Raw genomic sequence first — 17609 nt, 5'->3', positions numbered from 1 at the left:
CCTCGTTATTATCCTGCTTCGCCCACCGAATCGCTGCAATCCGGCAGCCTCTCAATCAACTCTTTAGAGTAAGTTTTCCCACTATGGTCACAGCAAGCCAACAGCTTTAATGTAGCCAGCACATCATCTTCGGCCCGATGAGCACGCCCGGCATCAATCCGATGCGCACGCAGCAGATTCTGCAGCCCCCGCGACGGAAACCCTTTTCCTTTCCAGTCAATCCCGGACATGGAGCAAAGCCATTGTTTCCTGCCGCTTACAGGAAACAGCCGGGCCACAAAACCACGGTCAAAGGAAGCATTGTGGGCCACAATAAACTCCGCACTATGTAGTATGGCCTCTATCCGGGCGGTGTCCAGCTGTTTACCACGCAAATCCGCCATCCTTAAGCCATGAACCCGAGCAGCTCCCGGAGAAACAGGCACCCCCGGTTCACGCTGCCCAACATAGCGGTCCACAATGCGGGTAATTTCCCCGCTATCCCGGCGGTACGCAAATAAACAAATGGCCAGTTCCACAATCTCTTCTTTACGGGGGCTCAAACCCGTTGTCTCCACATCCACAAAACAAGCCAGCCCCAAAGAGCCTTCTTCTGCGCTTGTCACTTTTCACATCCCCCTATTACTCCCGTTTCCATACAGATTAACAGAAAAATAGAGAATGGTCAAAGCGCAAAACGGGGACGGACCTTTTTTCGCACAAACCATGCAAAATCTTGCATGCTTATTATTCCATCAGACGGCCCACCTGCAGTACCGGCAGCTCCGTCAGGGCAGACAGGTCCTCCAGACGGCCCTTCTCCAGTGCCACCAACAGACACGTGGCAGGGCCGGCAGATTTTGCCACATCCAACTTTGGATCAGGCCGCTGGTTCCGGCCGGGGCAGGAGAGGTGCTGGTTGTGGCCTGTGATGTTTCAACATCTCCGGGGAATTTCCTTCCAACTGAAGATATTTTTCGGTGAAAACACTTACCGTTCACTTATATTCTTCTCTGTATGGCTATTATTTTTCTGTACAAAAAGGACACAGGAGGGATATGTCAAAATAATACACATATAACAGTGAGGAGGGCCCCCATGAGTACTTATGCCCGAAACCGTGATTATCCGGAAGCGCTGATAAAAATTTTGCTTACCATTATCGATATGACTACGGAAGGCGGAGCAACATTAGAGCAGCTAAAAGATGCCTATGAAGACGTGCGGGGCAACCGGCCGCATAAGAAAACCATTGACCGGGCCATTAAACGTCTTAACGTTCTCTTTGATCCGTTGGCCTACGACAATGAGTTCAGTAATACATCGCAACCCATTGAAACAGAACGAGAAAACGGTAAGCTACGGTACAGGTTCACCAGGGATTTGGCCTCGCGCCAGGTAGACCCCACTGCTGCATTTTTGATGGCACTGAGCCTCTACCCCCAACAGCGCGGTATGTTGGGAGACCAGTTTGAAGTGGTAATGAAGCTGGTTTTTGAAGAAATCTTCAGTAAGCTGGCCACTTACGGCAACATGCACAAGGATATCGAGCAATACGTTTACGTCACCGGAGCCGGCCCCACTGAACCACAAAAAAGCTTCCATCTTATTGAGTTAATTCTGGATGGGATTCGCCGTCAAAAACGTATCACTTTTCAGTACCTGCGCACCTACGACGGCACCCTGACCAACAGGCAGGTAGAACCATATGGACTTATCTGCCGCTTTAACAACTGGTACCTGGTTGGTCGCTGTTGTGATAAAAACGGCCGCCGCATCTTCTTGCTTAGCCAGATTCAAAATGTCCGTTTAGTGGAAAACAGCATTTATACCATTCCCGCTGATTTCTCACTGCACCGGGAATACTCGGCCTGCTGGGGTGTCTGGACTTCAGACAAATCTCCAAAACCGGAGAAAATCAGTCTGCGGGTAGGTAAAGGATTGGCTGAAAAATTCCGCACCACCTGCTTTCATGACAGCCAGCAGTTAACTCCACTGCCCGATGGCGACCTGGAAGTAACCTTCAGGGTCACCGGTGCTCAGGAAATGCTGCCCTGGCTTTTAGGCTGGGGAAACAGTATCCAGCTGCTTGAACCGGCCTGGTTGGTGGAAGAATTGAAAACACAACTGCAAAAAACCCTGGCATTATATTAACCTTTTTATCGCCGGTGAGGGCAAAAGCACTTCAGAGGAGTACTCAGAACCGGGAAATGTGGCTCAGACAGTAATCTACGATATTGTTCTTCGCAGCCAAACACAATAACTTATCTATACAGGAGGTTTCGCCCATGATTTATGGAATTATTGCCATCGTTCTTGTCGGCCTGTTTTTTATGCTTACCTACAACGGCCTGGTAACCCTGCGCCAGCGGGTAAAAAATGCCTGGTCCCAGGTGGATGTCCAACTGCGCCGGCGCTACGACCTGATTCCCAATTTGGTCAATACAGTCAAAGGCTATGTAAAACATGAAAGAGAAACTTTTGAAAAGGTTACCGAAGCCCGTACCCGGGCCATGTCTGCAGGCACTGTTCAGGAACAGGCCAATGCGGAAAGCATGCTCTCCGGAACCCTGAAGTCTCTTTTTGCCGTAGCAGAAAACTACCCGCAGCTCAAAGCCGACAGTAACTTCAAACAGCTCCAGGAAGAACTGGGTAACACTGAAAGCAAGATAGCCTTTGCCCGTCAGTTCTACAATGATACGGTGCAGAAATACAATACCAAAATCCAGGTCTTTCCCACCGTGCTTATTGCCGGTATGCTGGGCTTTACCGAAGAAACTTACTTCAACCTGGACGGAGATGCTGCAGCCCGCCAACCGGTTGATGTGAAGTTTGACTGAGGTGTTATAATGCCTAAAATTAACCGTGTTCTATTGGTGCTTACAATCCTTTTGCTGCTCCTTGCTCCTGCTCAGGCCCTTGCCCGTTCCTTTTATTTCCCCTCTGTGGAAATCGATGCCCAAGTGCAGGAAGACGGCTCCATGCTCATTACGAGCAGCGCACCGCTGAGTTTAACGGCACGTTCCGGGGAATGTACATGTGGATTGATACGCAAGACCCCATCACAGTTAGCGAAATGACCGTTGCTGAAAACGGTGAAACTTATACCTACAATCCAGGGGATACGGAAGGTCCGGCTGGTACCTACTTCACCATCGAAGAAAATGACCGTTTCTTTGTGGACTGGAGCTTCAATGCCACAGATGAAACACGCACCTTTTCCCTGCGTTACCGGGTAGAAGACGTGGTCAAGGTCCATGACGACGTGGCGGAGCTTTATTTTCAGTTTATCGGTGATGAATGGGAAACCCGCACCGACGATGTATTGGTACGCCTGCAACTCCCAGGGGAAGCGGACACCGAAGATATCCGCGCCTGGGGCCACGGCCCGCTGCATGGCGAAGTAACCATCGTAGACGGGCAAACGGTGACCTGGGAGATCAGCCCGCTGCCGGAAAACACTTTCCTGGAAGGCCGGGTTACTTTCCCCACTGATCTTGTACCTGCTGCCACCCAACAAACGGGGCAAACTGCCCTGCCGGATATACTGGCCGAAGAAGAGGCCCTGGCAGAGGAAGCCAACCTGGAACGGGGTAGACAGCAATTTATCTGGATTGGTGCGGCGCTGATAGTGCTTGGCAGTATAATCCTTGCTTTCTTTATCTGGAAGCGCTACGGCAAAGAATACACGCCTGACTTTGACGGTGACTACTACCGGGAACTTCCCGCCGACTACACTCCCGCGGAGATGGGTGTTTTGTGGCGCTTTGGCAAAACGGAACCGGAGGACTTGACCGCCACCCTGGTAGACCTGGCACGAAAAGGCAATCTGCGCCTGGAGGAATATGATCCGCAAAAACGGGGCCTGTTTGGCATCGGCGGCAAGAAGCAGGATTACCGCGTCACCCTAATCAGTAAAGGCGGTAAACTGGCAACTCATGAAACTAAATTACTGGACTTCATGTTTGATAAGGTGGCCACCAACCAAAACCAGCTTACCTTCATTGAACTGGAAGAATACGCCAAGAATCAACGCAGTGCTTTTGCAAAGTTCTGGCAGGACTGGAAATATACTTTAAGTGCCCGCGGCGTGGAACTGGACTTCTTTGATTCAGACGTCAGCACCGGCAAAATAATAGCCTTTGGATTAGGCTTTCTCTTGCTTCCTTTGGGCTTTCTGGCGGCAAACGTCCTCACCCCGGCCCTCTTTTTAGCCGCCCTGATTCTGATAATTACCGGCACAGTACTGCGCCGCCGCTCCCGGCGGGGAGTGGAGGACTTTGTCCGCTGGCGGGCTTTTCGGCGCTTTTTGCAGCATTTCTCCCAAATGGAACGCCATGAAATACCGTCTCTGGTTCTCTGGGAACACTACCTGGTATACGCCATTACTCTGGGTGTGGCCAAAGAAGTGATAAAGCAGCTGCAAATAGTTTATCCCAATATGGAAAGCGGCGGGCACCGCTTTGGCGGCACTTGGTGGTATATGTACGGCACCCGCGGCCCGACTTCATTTACCGCCATGACCAGCAGCTTCGATAACCTCACTTCACAAATCTCCCAATCCCTGCAAACAGCCACCAGCTCCTCTTCCTCAGGCTCCGGCCGCGGCGGCGGATTTACCGGCGGCGGTGGTTTTGGAGGCGGCGGAGGTTTTGGCGGTGGTGGCGGAGGGGCCCGTTAATCACACCAAAAATAATGGAGCAGGCCAGCAGGCCTCGCTCCATTTTCTTTATTCATATATTTTTTCTTCTTCATTATCTGCCTCTGGGGCATCATTTTCAACATCACGGCCGGCGGGGCCGTTTTGTGTTTCTTTAAAATACTCATGCTGAATAATGAGGTCCATAATTTCATTGGTTCCGGTCCAGATCATAATCAGGCGGATATCACGCAGCAGACGTTCCACCGGATATACGTTGGTGTAGCCAATACCGCCCAAAATCTGCATGGCATGGTTTACAACCTCCCAGGCCGTATCGGTACAGAACTTTTTAGCCTGAGAAACCATGCGCCGCTGCAGTGCCGCCGGGGTGTTTGTATCTACACAGCGGGCGGTGGCATAAATCATTGACCGTGCCGCATCCAGCTGAGTAATGGATTCAGCCACTTTAAAGCTGACCGCCTGGAAGTTTTTGATGGGTTGGCCAAATGCTTTGCGTTTGCGGCTGTATTTTACCGCCACATCCAAAGCTGCCTGCCCCATTCCCAGCGCACCGGCAGCGCTTGTCAGTCTTTCAGGAATCATCATTTGGTAGAAGATCGCTCCGGCACCGTTTTCCTCACCCAGCAAATTCTCCTCTGGCACAAAGGCGTCGCGAAACACCAGCCGTCCTGCTCCGCCGCCCCGGGTGCCCATTAAACCATAGACGTGTTTAACTTCCACACCGGGTCCCCGGTCCACCAGAAAGGCGCTGATGCCCTGATGGGGCTTGGCGTTTTCATCTGTTCTGGCATAAACCATAAAATAGTCGGCCCCTTCGGCCCCACAATAAAACGTTTTTGTCCGTTAAGTACGTAACCGCCTTGGGTCTTTGTTGCCGTGGTGGTTGCACCAAAGAAATCAGAACCGCCCCGGGGCTCGGTTAAAGCTTCAGCAGTAAACTTTTTGCCCTGCAGCGTTGCTTTTAAATAGTCTTCTTTTTGCTGTTGGCTGCCAAAAATATTAATGGCTTCCCCCACAATGGACGGCAAAGAGTAGAGACAGGCCAGCGAAGTCCCCAAATAACCGATTTCCTCCAGGGCCACCACTTCCTCGCTCCAACCATACCCACGTCCGCCATACTCCCGGGGGAAACGCAGCCCCAACAAATTAGCCTCAGCCAGCTCCCGCATATACCCGGCGGGATAGGTAATACGTTCTGCGTCCATATCAAGAATCAGCTGCTTATCCACGCCTTTAACGAATGTCCTTGTCTCCTCCTGCAGGCTTTTTTGCCTCTCATCCATCAGAAACGACAACATTGGCGCCTCTCCTTTCCTACTTATCTCCCTCCCGCAACAACTCCAAAAACCTTTCCCTAAACTCCAGGAGTTCTTCCTTGGTAGCTTGCAATTCAGAAATCTTTTCATCGATCTCTTTAATTTTCTTATCCCCGTAAGCCACAGCCTGTATCAACTGTTCCCGCTGGGTGGGATCCGCATCGTAGAGATCAAGCAAATTCTTAATCTCGCCCAGAGAAAAACCTAACCGTTTGCCCCGCAGGATCAACTTCAGGCGCACACGGTCCCGGTCGTCATAAAGTCTTTGGTGATGAATACTTTCCCGGTGGGAATGCAAAAGCTCCATCTCCTCATAATAGCGGATGGTGCGGGTGGTAATTCCAAACTCACCGGCTAACTCAGAAATTGTGTATTCTTCCATGATTAAAACTCCTTCTAATTGAACTTATAATATGACTTCAAATAGCTGATACTATGATTTTATAATATCGTTAACGTTAACGTCAACAGTCTTTTTTGTTTAATGAGCAGTTTCAGGTCATGCTCAGGACCATCTATCATGAAAGCCACCGGTCAGGTGACTCACAGTACAGTATATTGTTTTAATGGTTGGTTTGTTCACTTGGGCGCCATCCTTTATAGGACCAACGGGGCACATCTTCCACAAACCGGTGGACCATCCTGGCAGCTTCCCGCACTTCTTCGGCGCCGGCCAAGGCCAGCTTCTCAACTATTTTTTCAACCAACTCCTGTGTGGACATACCATTTTTAAGCTCCGCTGCGTATTCCAGCACCATGGTCATGGCCAGCTGCTTATCATCGTCACATTTGTCCTGTAACCAATGCCAGAAAGCGGTTTCCCCTTCCTTCCACAGCAGCGGGTACTGGTCTTCCACCACTAACCGGGCATCTTCTTCTGTAATAGGCCGGTATGGCAGGTCCCACTTGCCCTGCTCCTCCAGAACCCAGTCAATGTCTTCCACATCAATATCAAAATAGTAGTCATCCAGCATATCCAATACATAAGGGCCGTCTTCATGGGCGGCCGCCGCTTCCAGGAGCACCCGCAAATCATCACGGTCCAGCTCCTCCCGCATCATTTCTGATACAACATTGAACAAGTCTTCAAAGCATATGACGCCATAGAAATGAAGCAACCCGGTTACGTAACTTAATACCCTTTCTCCGTCCATTCTTCTTGGCATGTACTCACCTCTTATGTCTGGCATCTATGGCGAGAGCTTTATCTTTCCCTGCTCCCCCTGCTAGTACGTTTCTGTATTAAAAGCCTGATTCCTTCTATTTAATCGTACATCTTAGTCTCCATACAGTACATCAGCGGGAGTCCAGCCTTTAAGAGTCCAGAGCGGTACATGTTTATAAAGGGCTACTACCTTGGCCGCAGCCTGCCGCACCTCATCTGACTCACTTAAGCCCAATTCTGCCACCACTTCCTGAGCCAGCTGCAGCGGCTCCAAATTATTTCTGATTTGGGCCTCATAATCCAAGAGTAACAGAGCTGCCCGCTCTGCATCACCTCCGCACAACGTAACCAGCCAACGAAAAAACTCCTTCTCATTTTCATTCCATAACAGCGGCAGCTTGCCTTCCGCCACATATTGCGCCTCTTCTTCAGAAACAGGCCGATAGCCGATTTCATCCCGTTTGGCTTGTCCCGCCAAAACCCACTCCACATCGGCAACCTCCAAATCATAGTAACAGTCTCCCACCGCTGAAAACCTGCCTTGGGAAACTCCCGTCTGCAATATGTCACGCAGGGCAACCGCCCCCATATTATCCCCGATACGCTCCCGGACAAGTTCCTGCAAATCTGTAAAACAGATGACCCCGTAGAAATGAAGAATTCCCCCAACATAGGTCAGAACTCTCGACTCATTGTTTTTTTCCATATTAAAGCTCCTCCCCTCTCTTTTTTGTCATTTTACCACCAAACATTGCTTGCAGTAAAATGCGCCCCCATCAATTGCATGATGAAGGCGCTGAATTTGCTGCTTCTTAATTTCATTTATTTTGCCGCACTGTGGTTTCCGGCCGACACCGCCCACTGAATGGCGGAAGCCATACTTACCGCCAGCAAACCGCCCAAAAGAGCATTGGTCAACTGAGGAAAAGTAAGCATTTGCGCCATGGGAGCGGGAAGCGTCAATACATAGGAAGCTGCTCCCCCTATCACGGCAAATTTCAGCAAAGAACCAAGGATAACCCCTAACACCCTCATAGCAGTGCTTTGCGACAACACTCCCACAGTGAGGCAGAGTATAGCATTTCCCGCCATAATAAAAGGCACGGCAGGTGCCAGAGGCGCCGGAAGTATTCCCACCAAAAGAGCAATCCAAGGCGTAATGGTGCCGATAAACACACCTCCGCCGGTGCCCACCAGAATCACCGACAAAACAAGCATAAAGTTGACCATCGGCCCGGTTATAACCGTAGGCAGGCCCAAGGCCTGAAAGGCCAGGGTCAGGGCTAAAAGCATAGCGGTACGCGTAAGAATTTGCGTTGTTAGCTTGCTGTTTTTCAAAAGCTATCGCTCCTTAAATTCATATTAAAGTATGTGAATATTTTCTTCAATCTATAGTATTCGCCGCTCTTTGCTTGGTTTCCTTCAAACCAAAATAAAAGAAGCCGCTTGCGCAGCTTCCTAAATCTCTTGATGCTTGTTTTTCTCCAACTCTTCGGCGGACCAGCCCTTCAGAATCCATTGTGGCGTAGCGAAAGCAAACTCATATACCATCTTTTTGATTTCATCTGTTGCCTGACCCAGCTTTAGCTGCTTCTCAATTTTTTGCAGCAGCTCCTCTGCGGTCATGCCGTTTTTAACTTCTGCCGCATATTCCAGCGTCAGTGCAATGGATAACTGCACATCCTTACATTTGTTCATCAGCCAGGTATAAACCGCTTCTTCTTTGTTGTTCCACATCCGGGGGAATTGTTCATCCACCACAAGTCTTGTTTCATCTTCGCTTACCGGCCTGAATGGGATTTCGGCATGCTTTTTTTGTGCCGCCAGCACCCGCTCAATATCAGCCACTTCAATATCGTAATACCAGTCCTCTTGCCTTTTAAAAATGTAGGGCGTTTTTTCCAGGCTGGCATTGCTGTCTAAAAGCAGCTGAAACTCCTCACGGTCAATATCCGGTTCAATTGTTTCATTTAAAATCTGATAGAGGCCATCAAAACTAATTACACCGTAAAAATATAAAATCCCTGTCACATACTTGAGAATTCGTTCCGGCTTTTTGCCTCTGACGCGGTCTATTGGTTTCAAACGTTCTCACTACCCTTTCTGCATTTCATTTCGTAGTTGTGATAACCGTAGTAAAAGATCGACAATAACCCCTTTGGTTATCATCTCCGCCAGTACACCGTTGGTAATCTTCTCTGCTTTGACAATGGTGGAAAATAATTTTTGCACCGTCTCCAAATCGGCAGATTCTATCAGCTCTCTGTCGGTAAAATAACGAATGGATTCCTGTCCCCAGCCATGCCAGTCAAAATCAATGATCAGTCCCTCTTCATGCAAGGTTTTAAGAAACTTAACCACCTGTTCTGCATATATATACGGCCCGGCCATGGACACAGATGACACTTCAAACTTCTCGGTCTCCTGGTCCTGAAAATAGGGCAGATATGCCAGAACACGATCCAAATTCTCTTTGGTCACGCTCATCTTTATCCCTCCGTATCTCTCGTATAGTTTTTTAAATTCTCCAACAATAGCTTAACTCCTGCCCGCAAAATCAATCCGGTATTTTGTCCAATCTTATCACAAAACGTCATATACTAAAAACCTGCACCAAAAATACTTTTACAATGAATTCAGCGAATCTGCAGCACTTCTTCTAACCGTTTTTGCGCATCAGAAAAGACAACCTCCTGCGGGTTAAAAGAACCGGGCACAATCTCCCCCTTACCCAACAGTTTCCGATAACCATAATTCCCGCCGCAACCTTCCGGCGGACACATTTGTTCACCGCCGCTGCATTGAGGGTAAGCCAACCCTTCCCGTGCCGGCCTCTTTTTTTCCAACGTTACTATATGAAGCCAGTTATCGGTAAAATCATAAAGATACTTCATCTGCTTTCCCTCCCGGGAAAAATAAGGCCCTACCTGTATTTCCCAACCTGCCAGCACTTCGCCGCTTTCAGCAAACAAAGCCTCATCCGGCATGCCAATCTTTACTTTTCCCCTGTCTGCAAGTCCTGAACCGTAAAACATATGCCGATGACGGTCTTCCCAGCCAAAAGCATCCTGAATAGCCACATGTAACTCCCAGAAAGTAAAAGTCTCCGGCACCACAAGACTCCTCCAGACCGGCGGGTGGGTCCCTTCCAACTCCACCCTTAACTGAAACACCTCAGATAACCGGGTTTCTTCAGCCATGGCAGCAGCGGTTTCTCTAAGCACATCTTCTGCAATAACCCAACCCTCCGGCACAAAACCGTTTAACAACTGTTCCAGCCTTTCCTGCAGGTCCACAGGAACCATTACAAACGTTACCCGCCGCTTATTTATCTTGGCAGAGCCCACCATAACCAACCCATGACACCACAGACGGGCCAGCGTACCTTCCGGCTTCTTTTCCAGCCAGTAGAAACCGTCTCCTTCCATGGAGCCAAACTTTGTGGCCACACTGCTTAGGCGGACCCAACCGCCCTTATCCAATACGTACCCCAGCAGCTCCTTTTCATCTTCCGACAGCCTCTGCACCACACCATACAGCCCACCCCAGGTGGTAAGATGGTTTACAATCTGTTTCTCCCTCTCTTTTCGCAACCTCTTTGCCCGAATACCCAACAACTCACAAATTGCCTCCAACCAGGCTGCCGGCATATTCTTCAAACCCCGCGCCACATCCGCCGTCACCGGCAGTGTTTTTTGTTCCACATCTATCCGGAAATGCTCCTCAATCCGGTAGAGCATATCCTGCAACATGTTCTCAGATACACTTTCCGGCTCCTTTTTCTTCTCCTCTCGGTGAATAACCACCGAAGTCATTTCCCCGTCCAGCATCACCGGAATTGGTGTCTCTTCAGGGAAGAAACCTGCTTCCACCAACAATTTAGTAACTGCCAGCTTCACCGGTTTGCGTATCACCGATGACTCTAACAGCCCCATCCCCAACGCTGCGCCCCAGTCACCGCCTCCACAAATCAGCGGAGCCAACGCGCTTTCCCTTAGTTCATCATCCTCTTCTTCATCCAAAGCCATTTCCAAAAGAACCATGCGTAAAATCCCCATCTGCATACCCTTTTTTTCAACATCCACTGTGGCAGAGTTTAGCAGCTCGCTTATCATTTCAGGATTTGGCAGCGCATATTCCAAAGAAAACGGCGGTACTGTACCGCGTTCAGCCAGCACCGCCACATGCTGCATCCCCAAAGCATGCGGCATTTCTCCAATGGCACTCCAGTGCGAAGCGGCCTGTTTATAGCGGCGCAGATTAAAGCAGGCCACCGCCACATAGTGCCGGACTACCCAGTCCGACTTGCACTGTGCCCAGCGCTTATACAGCTCCAGCACCCGCCGGTGCTGGCCCAGTGAACCCACCAGGTTCAGAACCACTCCGGGATACTCCCGCTTCATTCCCCGTAGCCCTTCCCGGTTGGCCGATATAATTCTGTCCACAATGCGCACCAGCTTATCCAGCTGCCTGCCGGCTTCAGGGGTCTTGTCCAACTCCAGGTATGCCCGGGCGGCCATCATGGTTACCACAAAATCATCTTCGTGAAGCAATGGGGCAATCAGCTCCAAAACTCCCTGGGGGTTTCCCGAAGTAAGCCTAAGCTGCGCCAAAGCAACCCGAATCATGGGCAGTTCATTTTCCGCCAACGCCTCCAACAACAAAGCCTCCGCCTTTTGAATCTCTCCTGATGTATGTAATTCAAACGCTTCCTGCATTAGAATGCCTAGCCGTTCTTCATTCATAATTACACCACCTTAGAGAAACTTATGTACCTTTTTCTCCAAATTACTCCCCTATCCTGCCCCAAATATTACGAGAGTCTTAAATAAGAAAAGCACGCGTATTGAAGTTCCCTCAACTCGTGCTTTTGCTGGTTACCTTAGCAGCTTCGCTATCTACGAAGCGATATAATTTTCCTGGCACTATAAGAAAGGCCATGAGGATAATGAAAATCCTCATGGCCTATTATTAGTTTGCAGTTGTTTACCGGCTGCACAGGTGGCAGGCGGCTTTATGCCCAGGAGATACTTCTTTTAGTTCCGGACGTTCTTCCACACAGATGTCCATTTTAAAGGGACAACGGGTGTGGAACCTGCAACCTTCAGGTGGATTGGAAGGACTGGGCACGTCACCTTTTAAGATAATCCGTTTTTTCTCTTTGCTCAGATCCCATTCCGGCACCGCAGACAAAAGAGCCTGGGTATAGGGATGCTGGGCGTTATTATACAGCTCTGTTTTTGGAGCCACTTCCACCATAGAGCCCAGATACATTACACCTACCCGGTCTGCCATATGCTTTACCACACTTAAATCGTGAGAGATAAACAGATAGGTAAGACCCATCTTACTCTGCAGCTCTTTTAGCAAATTAATAATCTGCGACTGAATGGACACATCCAGCGCGGAGACCGGTTCATCAGCCACCACAAAACGCGGCTCCAAAACCAGTGCCCGGGCAATAACAATCCGCTGTCTCTGCCCGCCGGAAAACTCGTGGGGATAGCGACGGTAATGATACGTGGCCAAACCGCACATCTCAAGGACTGCTTCCACTTTTTCCCGCCGTTCATTCCTCTTGGTAACACCATGAGCTTCCAACGCTTCACCGATGGATTGCCCCACGGTCATACGGGGGTTAAGAGAGCTATAAGGATCCTGGAAGACCAGCTGAACTTTTTTGCGCAGTTGGTGCAGTTCTTTGCCCTTCATTGCAGCTATATCTTTGCCCTCATAAAGAATTCTCCCCGCTGTGGGGTTGGTCATGCGCATAATGGTATGGCCGGTGGTGGACTTGCCACAACCCGATTCCCCCACCAGCGCAAACACTTCACCGGGATAAATATCCAGGTTAATATCATCCACAGCCCGCACATAACTGGACACCCGGGAAAACACACCGGTTTTGATGGGGAAGTATTTTTTTAATCCTTCAACTTGTAAGATTGGTTCAGCGCAAGTCATGCTTTACCCCCCCGCTCATCACAGTATAACCAGCATCTTACCTGATGCCCCGGCTTAGCTTCAATCATTGCCGGCATTTGTTCCCGGCAAATATCCATTGCCTTTGGACAGCGGGGATTAAAGGCACAGCCCTCCGGCATCTCCACCGGGTTAGGCACCGCCCCCGGAATAAAGTCCAGCTGCTCCCGCTCCTCGTTCAATTTCGGTTTGGAATTAATCAAGCCTGCGGTATAGGGATGAAGCGGTTCGTCAAAGAGTGATTCAATACCGGCATCCTCCACCACTTTCCCTGCATACATCACCAGCACATGCTGCGCCATCTCCGCAATAACACCCAGGTCGTGGGTAATAAAGATAATGGCGGTGTTAATTTTTTGCTGCAGGTCTTTCATCAGCTCCAGAATCTGAGCCTGAATGGTTACATCCAGTGCGGTGGTGGGCTCATCGGCGATGAGCAGATTAGGGTTACACGACAGTGCCATGGCAATCATGGCCCGCTGCCGCATCCCCCCGCTTAAGCGGTGCGGATACTCTTTTAAGATCTCCTCCGCTCTGGGGATACCCACCAGCTTTAACATTTCCGCCGCTCTCTTTTGCGCCTCCTGCTTGCTGACATTCTGGTGCAGCCGAATAGCTTCACCAATCTGGTTACCGATGGTGTACACCGGCGTAAATGAAGTCATGGGCTCCTGAAAAATCAGGGCAATTTCATTACCCCGGATCTTTCTCATCTCTTTATTGCTTTTCTTCAACAAATCCTGGCCCCTATAAAGGATCTCTCCGCCCACAATCTTGCCCGGCGGATAAGCTACCAGGCGCATTATACTCTGGGAAACCACACTTTTGCCGCAGCCGGACTCTCCCACCACTCCCACAATTTCACCGGGTTTGACATTAAAGGATACTCCGTCTACTGCCCGCACAATTCCCTCTTCTGTGAAAAAGGACGTCTGTAAGTCTTTTACTTCCAGCAAGTATTCCATCATATCCCCCCTACCTGACGCTCCTGGATTTGGGATCAAGAGCATCGCGCAAGCCATCACCCAGTAAGTTAAAGCCAAGGACTAAAAAGAGAATTGCCAAGCCGGGATAGGTGGTCAGGTGAGGAGAAGTCTGGATAAACTGTCTCCCGCTGGAGAGCATTAAACCCCACTCCGGAGTGGGACGGGTGGCACCGATACCGATAAAACTCAGACCCGCGGCCCACAAAATAGCGGTAGCTACCTGGAAGGTGGACTGCACCACAATGGGGCCTAGGCAGTTAGGCATAATATGGCGCAAAATAATCTTATAATTGCTGATGCCCAGCACTTTGGCTGCAGCCACAAAACGCTGCTCTTTTACCGCCAACACTGACCCCCGTACAAGCCGGGTGTATATCGGTATAGAGGCAATACCTATAGCAATCATCACATTGTTTACCCCTTGCCCTAATATGGTTACCACCACAATGGCCAGTAAAATACCGGGGAAAGCAATCATAATATCCACCAGCCGCTGCACTATCAAATCAAAGGTGCCGCCATAGTAGCCGGACAACGCACCCAGAGGAACGCCGGCGGCCAAACCGATGACCACCGCTATCAAACCAATCTGCAAAGAAACACGGGCACCGTAGATAAGCCGTGTAAACATATCCCGGCCTAAATCATCGGTACCGAGGATGTGCTCCGCAGAAGGAGACTGCCGGGCATTGCCCATGTCCGTTCTTATCGGATCATAAGTTGTCAAAAATGGAGCAAAAACTGCTGCAAAAATAAACACCAAAAGTACTGCCAGCCCCAGCATAGCCATGCGGTTGCGCCGCAGGTGCTTCATCACCTGATAAAATTCAGAATCACTTTTAGACACCAACTTAGAAGGGGTTGCAACTTTTACTTCACCCATAGCTTACTCCCCCTCCCGTGAAGAATAGCTGATTCTCGGATCTAGCCAAGCATAGACAATATCTACGGAAATATTAATTAACACAAACATAACGGCCAACAACAGCACCGCTCCCTGTACCAGCGGATAGTCCCGGTTCTGAATGGCATCTACCATCAAGCGGCCAATGCCGTCCCAGGAAAAAACAATCTCTGTTAAAACCGCACCACCCAAAAGAGTACCGAACTGCAGGCCCATTACGGTAACAACGGGAATGAAAGCACTCTTTAAGGCATGCTTAAAGATAACCACCCTTTCGGTTAAGCCCTTGGCCCGGGCGGTAACAATAAACTCCGAACGCAGCACTTCTAGCATACTGGAGCGGGTAATGCGGGAAATCAGAGCCGCACTGGCCATCCCCAAAGTAAGGGAAGGCAAAACATACGACTGCCACCCCTCCATGCCTCCGGAAGGAAACCATCCCAAACGAACTGAGAAAAATATTTGAAACATTATGCCCAACCAAAATACCGGAGCAGCTACCCCAATAAGTGAGCCGAGCATACTGGCATTGTCAAGAATTGAACCCCGCTTTGTGGCGGAAACAATACCCGCACTCATGCCCAAAACGGTTGCAACAAACATTGCTGTTATCGTCAGTCGTAATGTATTAGGAAACTTTTCTCCCAATACCGTAGCAACAGGGCGACGGAAATAGGTGGACCTGCCCAAGTCCCCCTGCAGCAGATTTCTCATATAAATACCATACTGCACATGCAGCGGTTCATTAAGGTGCAACTCCTCTGCTATCTGCGCAATAAATTGCGGTGTGGCATTGGGACCGGCCATGGCCCGTGCCGGTTCGCCGGGTACCAAACGCACAATAGAAAAAACAAGGATAGAAACTCCCAGTAAAACCGGGATAGCCAAAAACAGGCGCCTTAAAATATAAGAACTCATAATTTCAGTCACTCCCCGGCTGATCGCCTTCTGAAAATCTTACTTTGCCTCGCTAAAGCATTGCAGAAAATGTTCATTAACACACATATCGGGGACAAGGTGGCTAAACTTTCGTCTAGCCGGCCCTGACCCCGAAGTGTCACTTACTCATTACTCAGATATTACTCCAGCTTCAATCAGTAATTCTCTTGCCCTTTCCGGATTGTACTCGTAAGGGCCTACTTCGTTGTAACCAAAGATTGCCGGAACGATGGGAGCTGTGGATGGAGAGCCAACACCCTCGAAGATGGTGTTTACAATAGCTTCTTTATCTACAGCATAGTTTAGTGCCTGTCTTACTCTTACATCCTGGAAAAGCTCCAGGTCTTGGTTGAAACCAAGGTAGATTACACGTACACTGGTTTCTTCTACAATGTCGACTCCGTCTACATCTTGCAGCCGTGCGATTTCACTGGGAGGTACAGCCATGATGGCATGTACTTCACCGGTCTCCAGAGCTACAACGCGGGAACCTTCGTCAGGAATAAAGCGGAAAGTAACGGTATCCAGCTGGGGAGCGTCACCCCAGTAGTTGTCATTGCGAACCATTTTGATTTGCTGACCGCGGTCCCAGCCATCAAAAACAAAGGGACCTGTACCAACGGGGCCTTCTACAAACTCACCTTCATCCAATGCTTCCAGGGAAGCGGGGCTGTGCATGGCAATAAAGGAATGGGACAGGTGGGAAGCGATGGGAGCAAAGGGACGTTCCAGATGGATCCGTACCAGATACTCTTCAACCACTTCAACTTCACTTACTTCACCCAGAAGGAAAGCAAAAGGTGCATCAGCCATGAAGCGGTCCAGGTTGACCTTTACTGCTTCAGCGTTAAAGGGAGTACCATCATGGAACTCAACGCCTTCACGCAGAGTCAGATCCCAATACATATCATCTTCGCTGGGCTCCCAGGAAGTAGCCAACTGCGGCTGCAGGGTGCCGTCAACATCCAGATAAATCAGTGTCTCAGCCATATGCTCAGAAATAGTAGCTGCAGGCGAAGACATCATGGTAATCGGGTCCAGATTCTCAGCCTCGGCTCCGATGGCAATTATCAAATCCTGATCTTCATCTTCAATCCAGGCATCCCAGGCGGAGAGATTCTCCAGAGGATGGTGAATCAGGCCCCGTACGTTATCTCTAACGCCATTAACCTGACCTTCGTCATACAGGAAAATCCAAGGAGCATCTTCCCAAATAATGTTAATGGCTTCATGATACAATGCTTCACGCTCTGCTCTGTCGGCAGTTACCCGTGCCTCGTCCAACAGTGCATCAACTTCTTCATTATCGTAGTAGGATACGTTGTTGGAGGGTGGGAACTGAGAGGAATGGAACAGGGCATACAGACCGTAGTCCGCATCCAGTGTCATGGTACCCCAGCCCAGCATGAAGATGTCATGCTCAGCTTCTTCCGGCGGTACGATTACGGTATCGAGGTAGGTACCCCAATCCAGAGTCTCCAAGTTAACAGTCAAACCAACGTCAGCCAACATAGCCTGTACAGCTTCGGCAACCGCAGCATCCTGTGGGTAACGGCCGGTGGGATGATAGAGTGTAATTTCAGTATCGTCATTACCATTATCACCGCAACCGCCTAAAAACAGGGCTGCTACCAATGTGAGAACAAGAATAACCAATAAACCTTTCTCATTTAAT

18 protein-coding genes and 1 pseudogene are annotated in these 17609 nt (G+C 49.7%); 4 read left to right on the top strand and 15 right to left on the bottom strand.

Annotation, left to right across the window (positions count from 1 at the left end):
• Positions 1–8 precede the first annotated feature (8 nt).
• Together DEALDRAFT_RS08580 and DEALDRAFT_RS17410 are read right to left on the bottom strand one after the other, a co-directional pair.
• On the bottom strand, positions 9–605 hold the full coding sequence (locus tag DEALDRAFT_RS08580) for an exonuclease domain-containing protein (protein ID WP_008516673.1): 597 nt from the start codon (positions 603–605) through the stop codon (positions 9–11).
• A 121-nt stretch (positions 606–726) separates the two neighbouring features.
• Complete coding sequence (locus DEALDRAFT_RS17410; RefSeq protein ID WP_276324449.1) at positions 727–852, bottom strand: hypothetical protein; 126 nt, start codon at positions 850–852, stop codon at positions 727–729.
• Positions 853–1077: 225 nt separating this feature from the next.
• On the opposite strand from DEALDRAFT_RS17410, the gene DEALDRAFT_RS08575 reads away from it, so the two are divergent.
• The 4 genes from DEALDRAFT_RS08575 (at position 1078) to DEALDRAFT_RS17090 (ending at position 4660) form a co-directional block, all read left to right on the top strand.
• On the top strand, positions 1078–2133 hold the full coding sequence (locus DEALDRAFT_RS08575; protein WP_008516672.1) for a helix-turn-helix transcriptional regulator: 1056 nt from the start codon (positions 1078–1080) through the stop codon (positions 2131–2133).
• A 134-nt stretch (positions 2134–2267) separates the two neighbouring features.
• Positions 2268–2819 (top strand): LemA family protein, encoded by a 552-nt coding sequence (locus DEALDRAFT_RS08570; RefSeq protein ID WP_008516670.1) that lies wholly within the window; start codon positions 2268–2270, stop codon positions 2817–2819.
• Between the two features lie 9 nt (positions 2820–2828).
• The gene (locus DEALDRAFT_RS17000; RefSeq protein ID WP_008516668.1) at positions 2829–3059 is read left to right on the top strand and encodes a hypothetical protein; all 231 of its coding nucleotides are present in this window, start codon (positions 2829–2831) and stop codon (positions 3057–3059) included.
• Positions 3017–4660, top strand: a complete 1644-nt coding sequence (locus tag DEALDRAFT_RS17090) for a DUF2207 domain-containing protein (protein WP_008516666.1) — start codon at positions 3017–3019, stop codon at positions 4658–4660. Before DEALDRAFT_RS17000 ends, DEALDRAFT_RS17090 begins: the two co-directional genes overlap by 43 nt.
• Before the next feature lie 48 nt (positions 4661–4708).
• Here DEALDRAFT_RS17090 and DEALDRAFT_RS17480 read toward each other — a convergent pair.
• The 13 genes and pseudogenes from DEALDRAFT_RS17480 to DEALDRAFT_RS16005 all read right to left on the bottom strand — a co-directional run.
• Positions 4709–5940 (bottom strand): annotated as a pseudogene (locus DEALDRAFT_RS17480) (acyl-CoA dehydrogenase family protein).
• 16 nt (positions 5941–5956) lie between these two features.
• Complete coding sequence (locus DEALDRAFT_RS08555; protein ID WP_008516662.1) at positions 5957–6340, bottom strand: MerR family transcriptional regulator; 384 nt, start codon at positions 6338–6340, stop codon at positions 5957–5959.
• Between the two features lie 181 nt (positions 6341–6521).
• A complete protein-coding gene (locus DEALDRAFT_RS08550) occupies positions 6522–7124 on the bottom strand; it encodes a hypothetical protein (protein ID WP_008516661.1) in 603 nt (200 codons plus the stop codon).
• 111 nt (positions 7125–7235) lie between these two features.
• Positions 7236–7829, bottom strand: a complete 594-nt coding sequence (locus DEALDRAFT_RS08545; RefSeq protein ID WP_008516660.1) for a hypothetical protein — start codon at positions 7827–7829, stop codon at positions 7236–7238.
• A 116-nt stretch (positions 7830–7945) separates the two neighbouring features.
• Positions 7946–8461, bottom strand: a complete 516-nt coding sequence (locus DEALDRAFT_RS08540; protein ID WP_008516659.1) for a hypothetical protein — start codon at positions 8459–8461, stop codon at positions 7946–7948.
• Between the two features lie 120 nt (positions 8462–8581).
• Positions 8582–9208, bottom strand: coding sequence for a hypothetical protein (locus tag DEALDRAFT_RS08535; protein ID WP_008516657.1), 627 nt, complete (start codon positions 9206–9208; stop codon positions 8582–8584).
• 9 nt (positions 9209–9217) lie between these two features.
• Complete coding sequence (locus tag DEALDRAFT_RS08530; RefSeq protein WP_008516654.1) at positions 9218–9610, bottom strand: DUF6508 domain-containing protein; 393 nt, start codon at positions 9608–9610, stop codon at positions 9218–9220.
• 149 nt (positions 9611–9759) lie between these two features.
• Positions 9760–11868 carry a plasmid pRiA4b ORF-3 family protein gene (locus DEALDRAFT_RS16010; RefSeq protein WP_008516652.1) on the bottom strand — a complete coding sequence of 703 codons (2109 nt, stop codon included), beginning with the start codon at positions 11866–11868 and terminating at the stop codon, positions 9760–9762.
• 241 nt (positions 11869–12109) lie between these two features.
• Positions 12110–13087: an ABC transporter ATP-binding protein gene (locus DEALDRAFT_RS08520; RefSeq protein ID WP_008516650.1), complete on the bottom strand. Its 978-nt coding sequence runs from the start codon at positions 13085–13087 to the stop codon at positions 12110–12112.
• Positions 13084–14070, bottom strand: coding sequence for an ABC transporter ATP-binding protein (locus DEALDRAFT_RS08515; RefSeq protein WP_008516649.1), 987 nt, complete (start codon positions 14068–14070; stop codon positions 13084–13086). The genes DEALDRAFT_RS08520 and DEALDRAFT_RS08515 overlap by 4 nt, the downstream gene beginning before the upstream one ends.
• Before the next feature lie 10 nt (positions 14071–14080).
• Complete coding sequence (locus DEALDRAFT_RS08510) at positions 14081–14974, bottom strand: ABC transporter permease (RefSeq protein ID WP_008516648.1); 894 nt, start codon at positions 14972–14974, stop codon at positions 14081–14083.
• Positions 14975–14977: 3 nt separating this feature from the next.
• Entirely contained in the window at positions 14978–15913 is a 936-nt protein-coding gene (locus DEALDRAFT_RS08505) for an ABC transporter permease (protein WP_008516647.1), read from the bottom strand.
• A gap of 150 nt (positions 15914–16063) precedes the next feature.
• A partial coding sequence (locus DEALDRAFT_RS16005; RefSeq protein ID WP_008516646.1) for an ABC transporter substrate-binding protein occupies positions 16064–17609 on the bottom strand: 1546 nt, incomplete at its 5' end.

This window comes from Dethiobacter alkaliphilus AHT 1, from assembly GCF_000174415.1.
Taxonomy (GTDB): Bacteria; Bacillota; Dethiobacteria; order Dethiobacterales; family Dethiobacteraceae; genus Dethiobacter; species Dethiobacter alkaliphilus.
The sequence above is the reverse complement of the archived record's forward strand: the minus strand, read 5'-3'. Positions and strand labels throughout refer to the sequence as shown.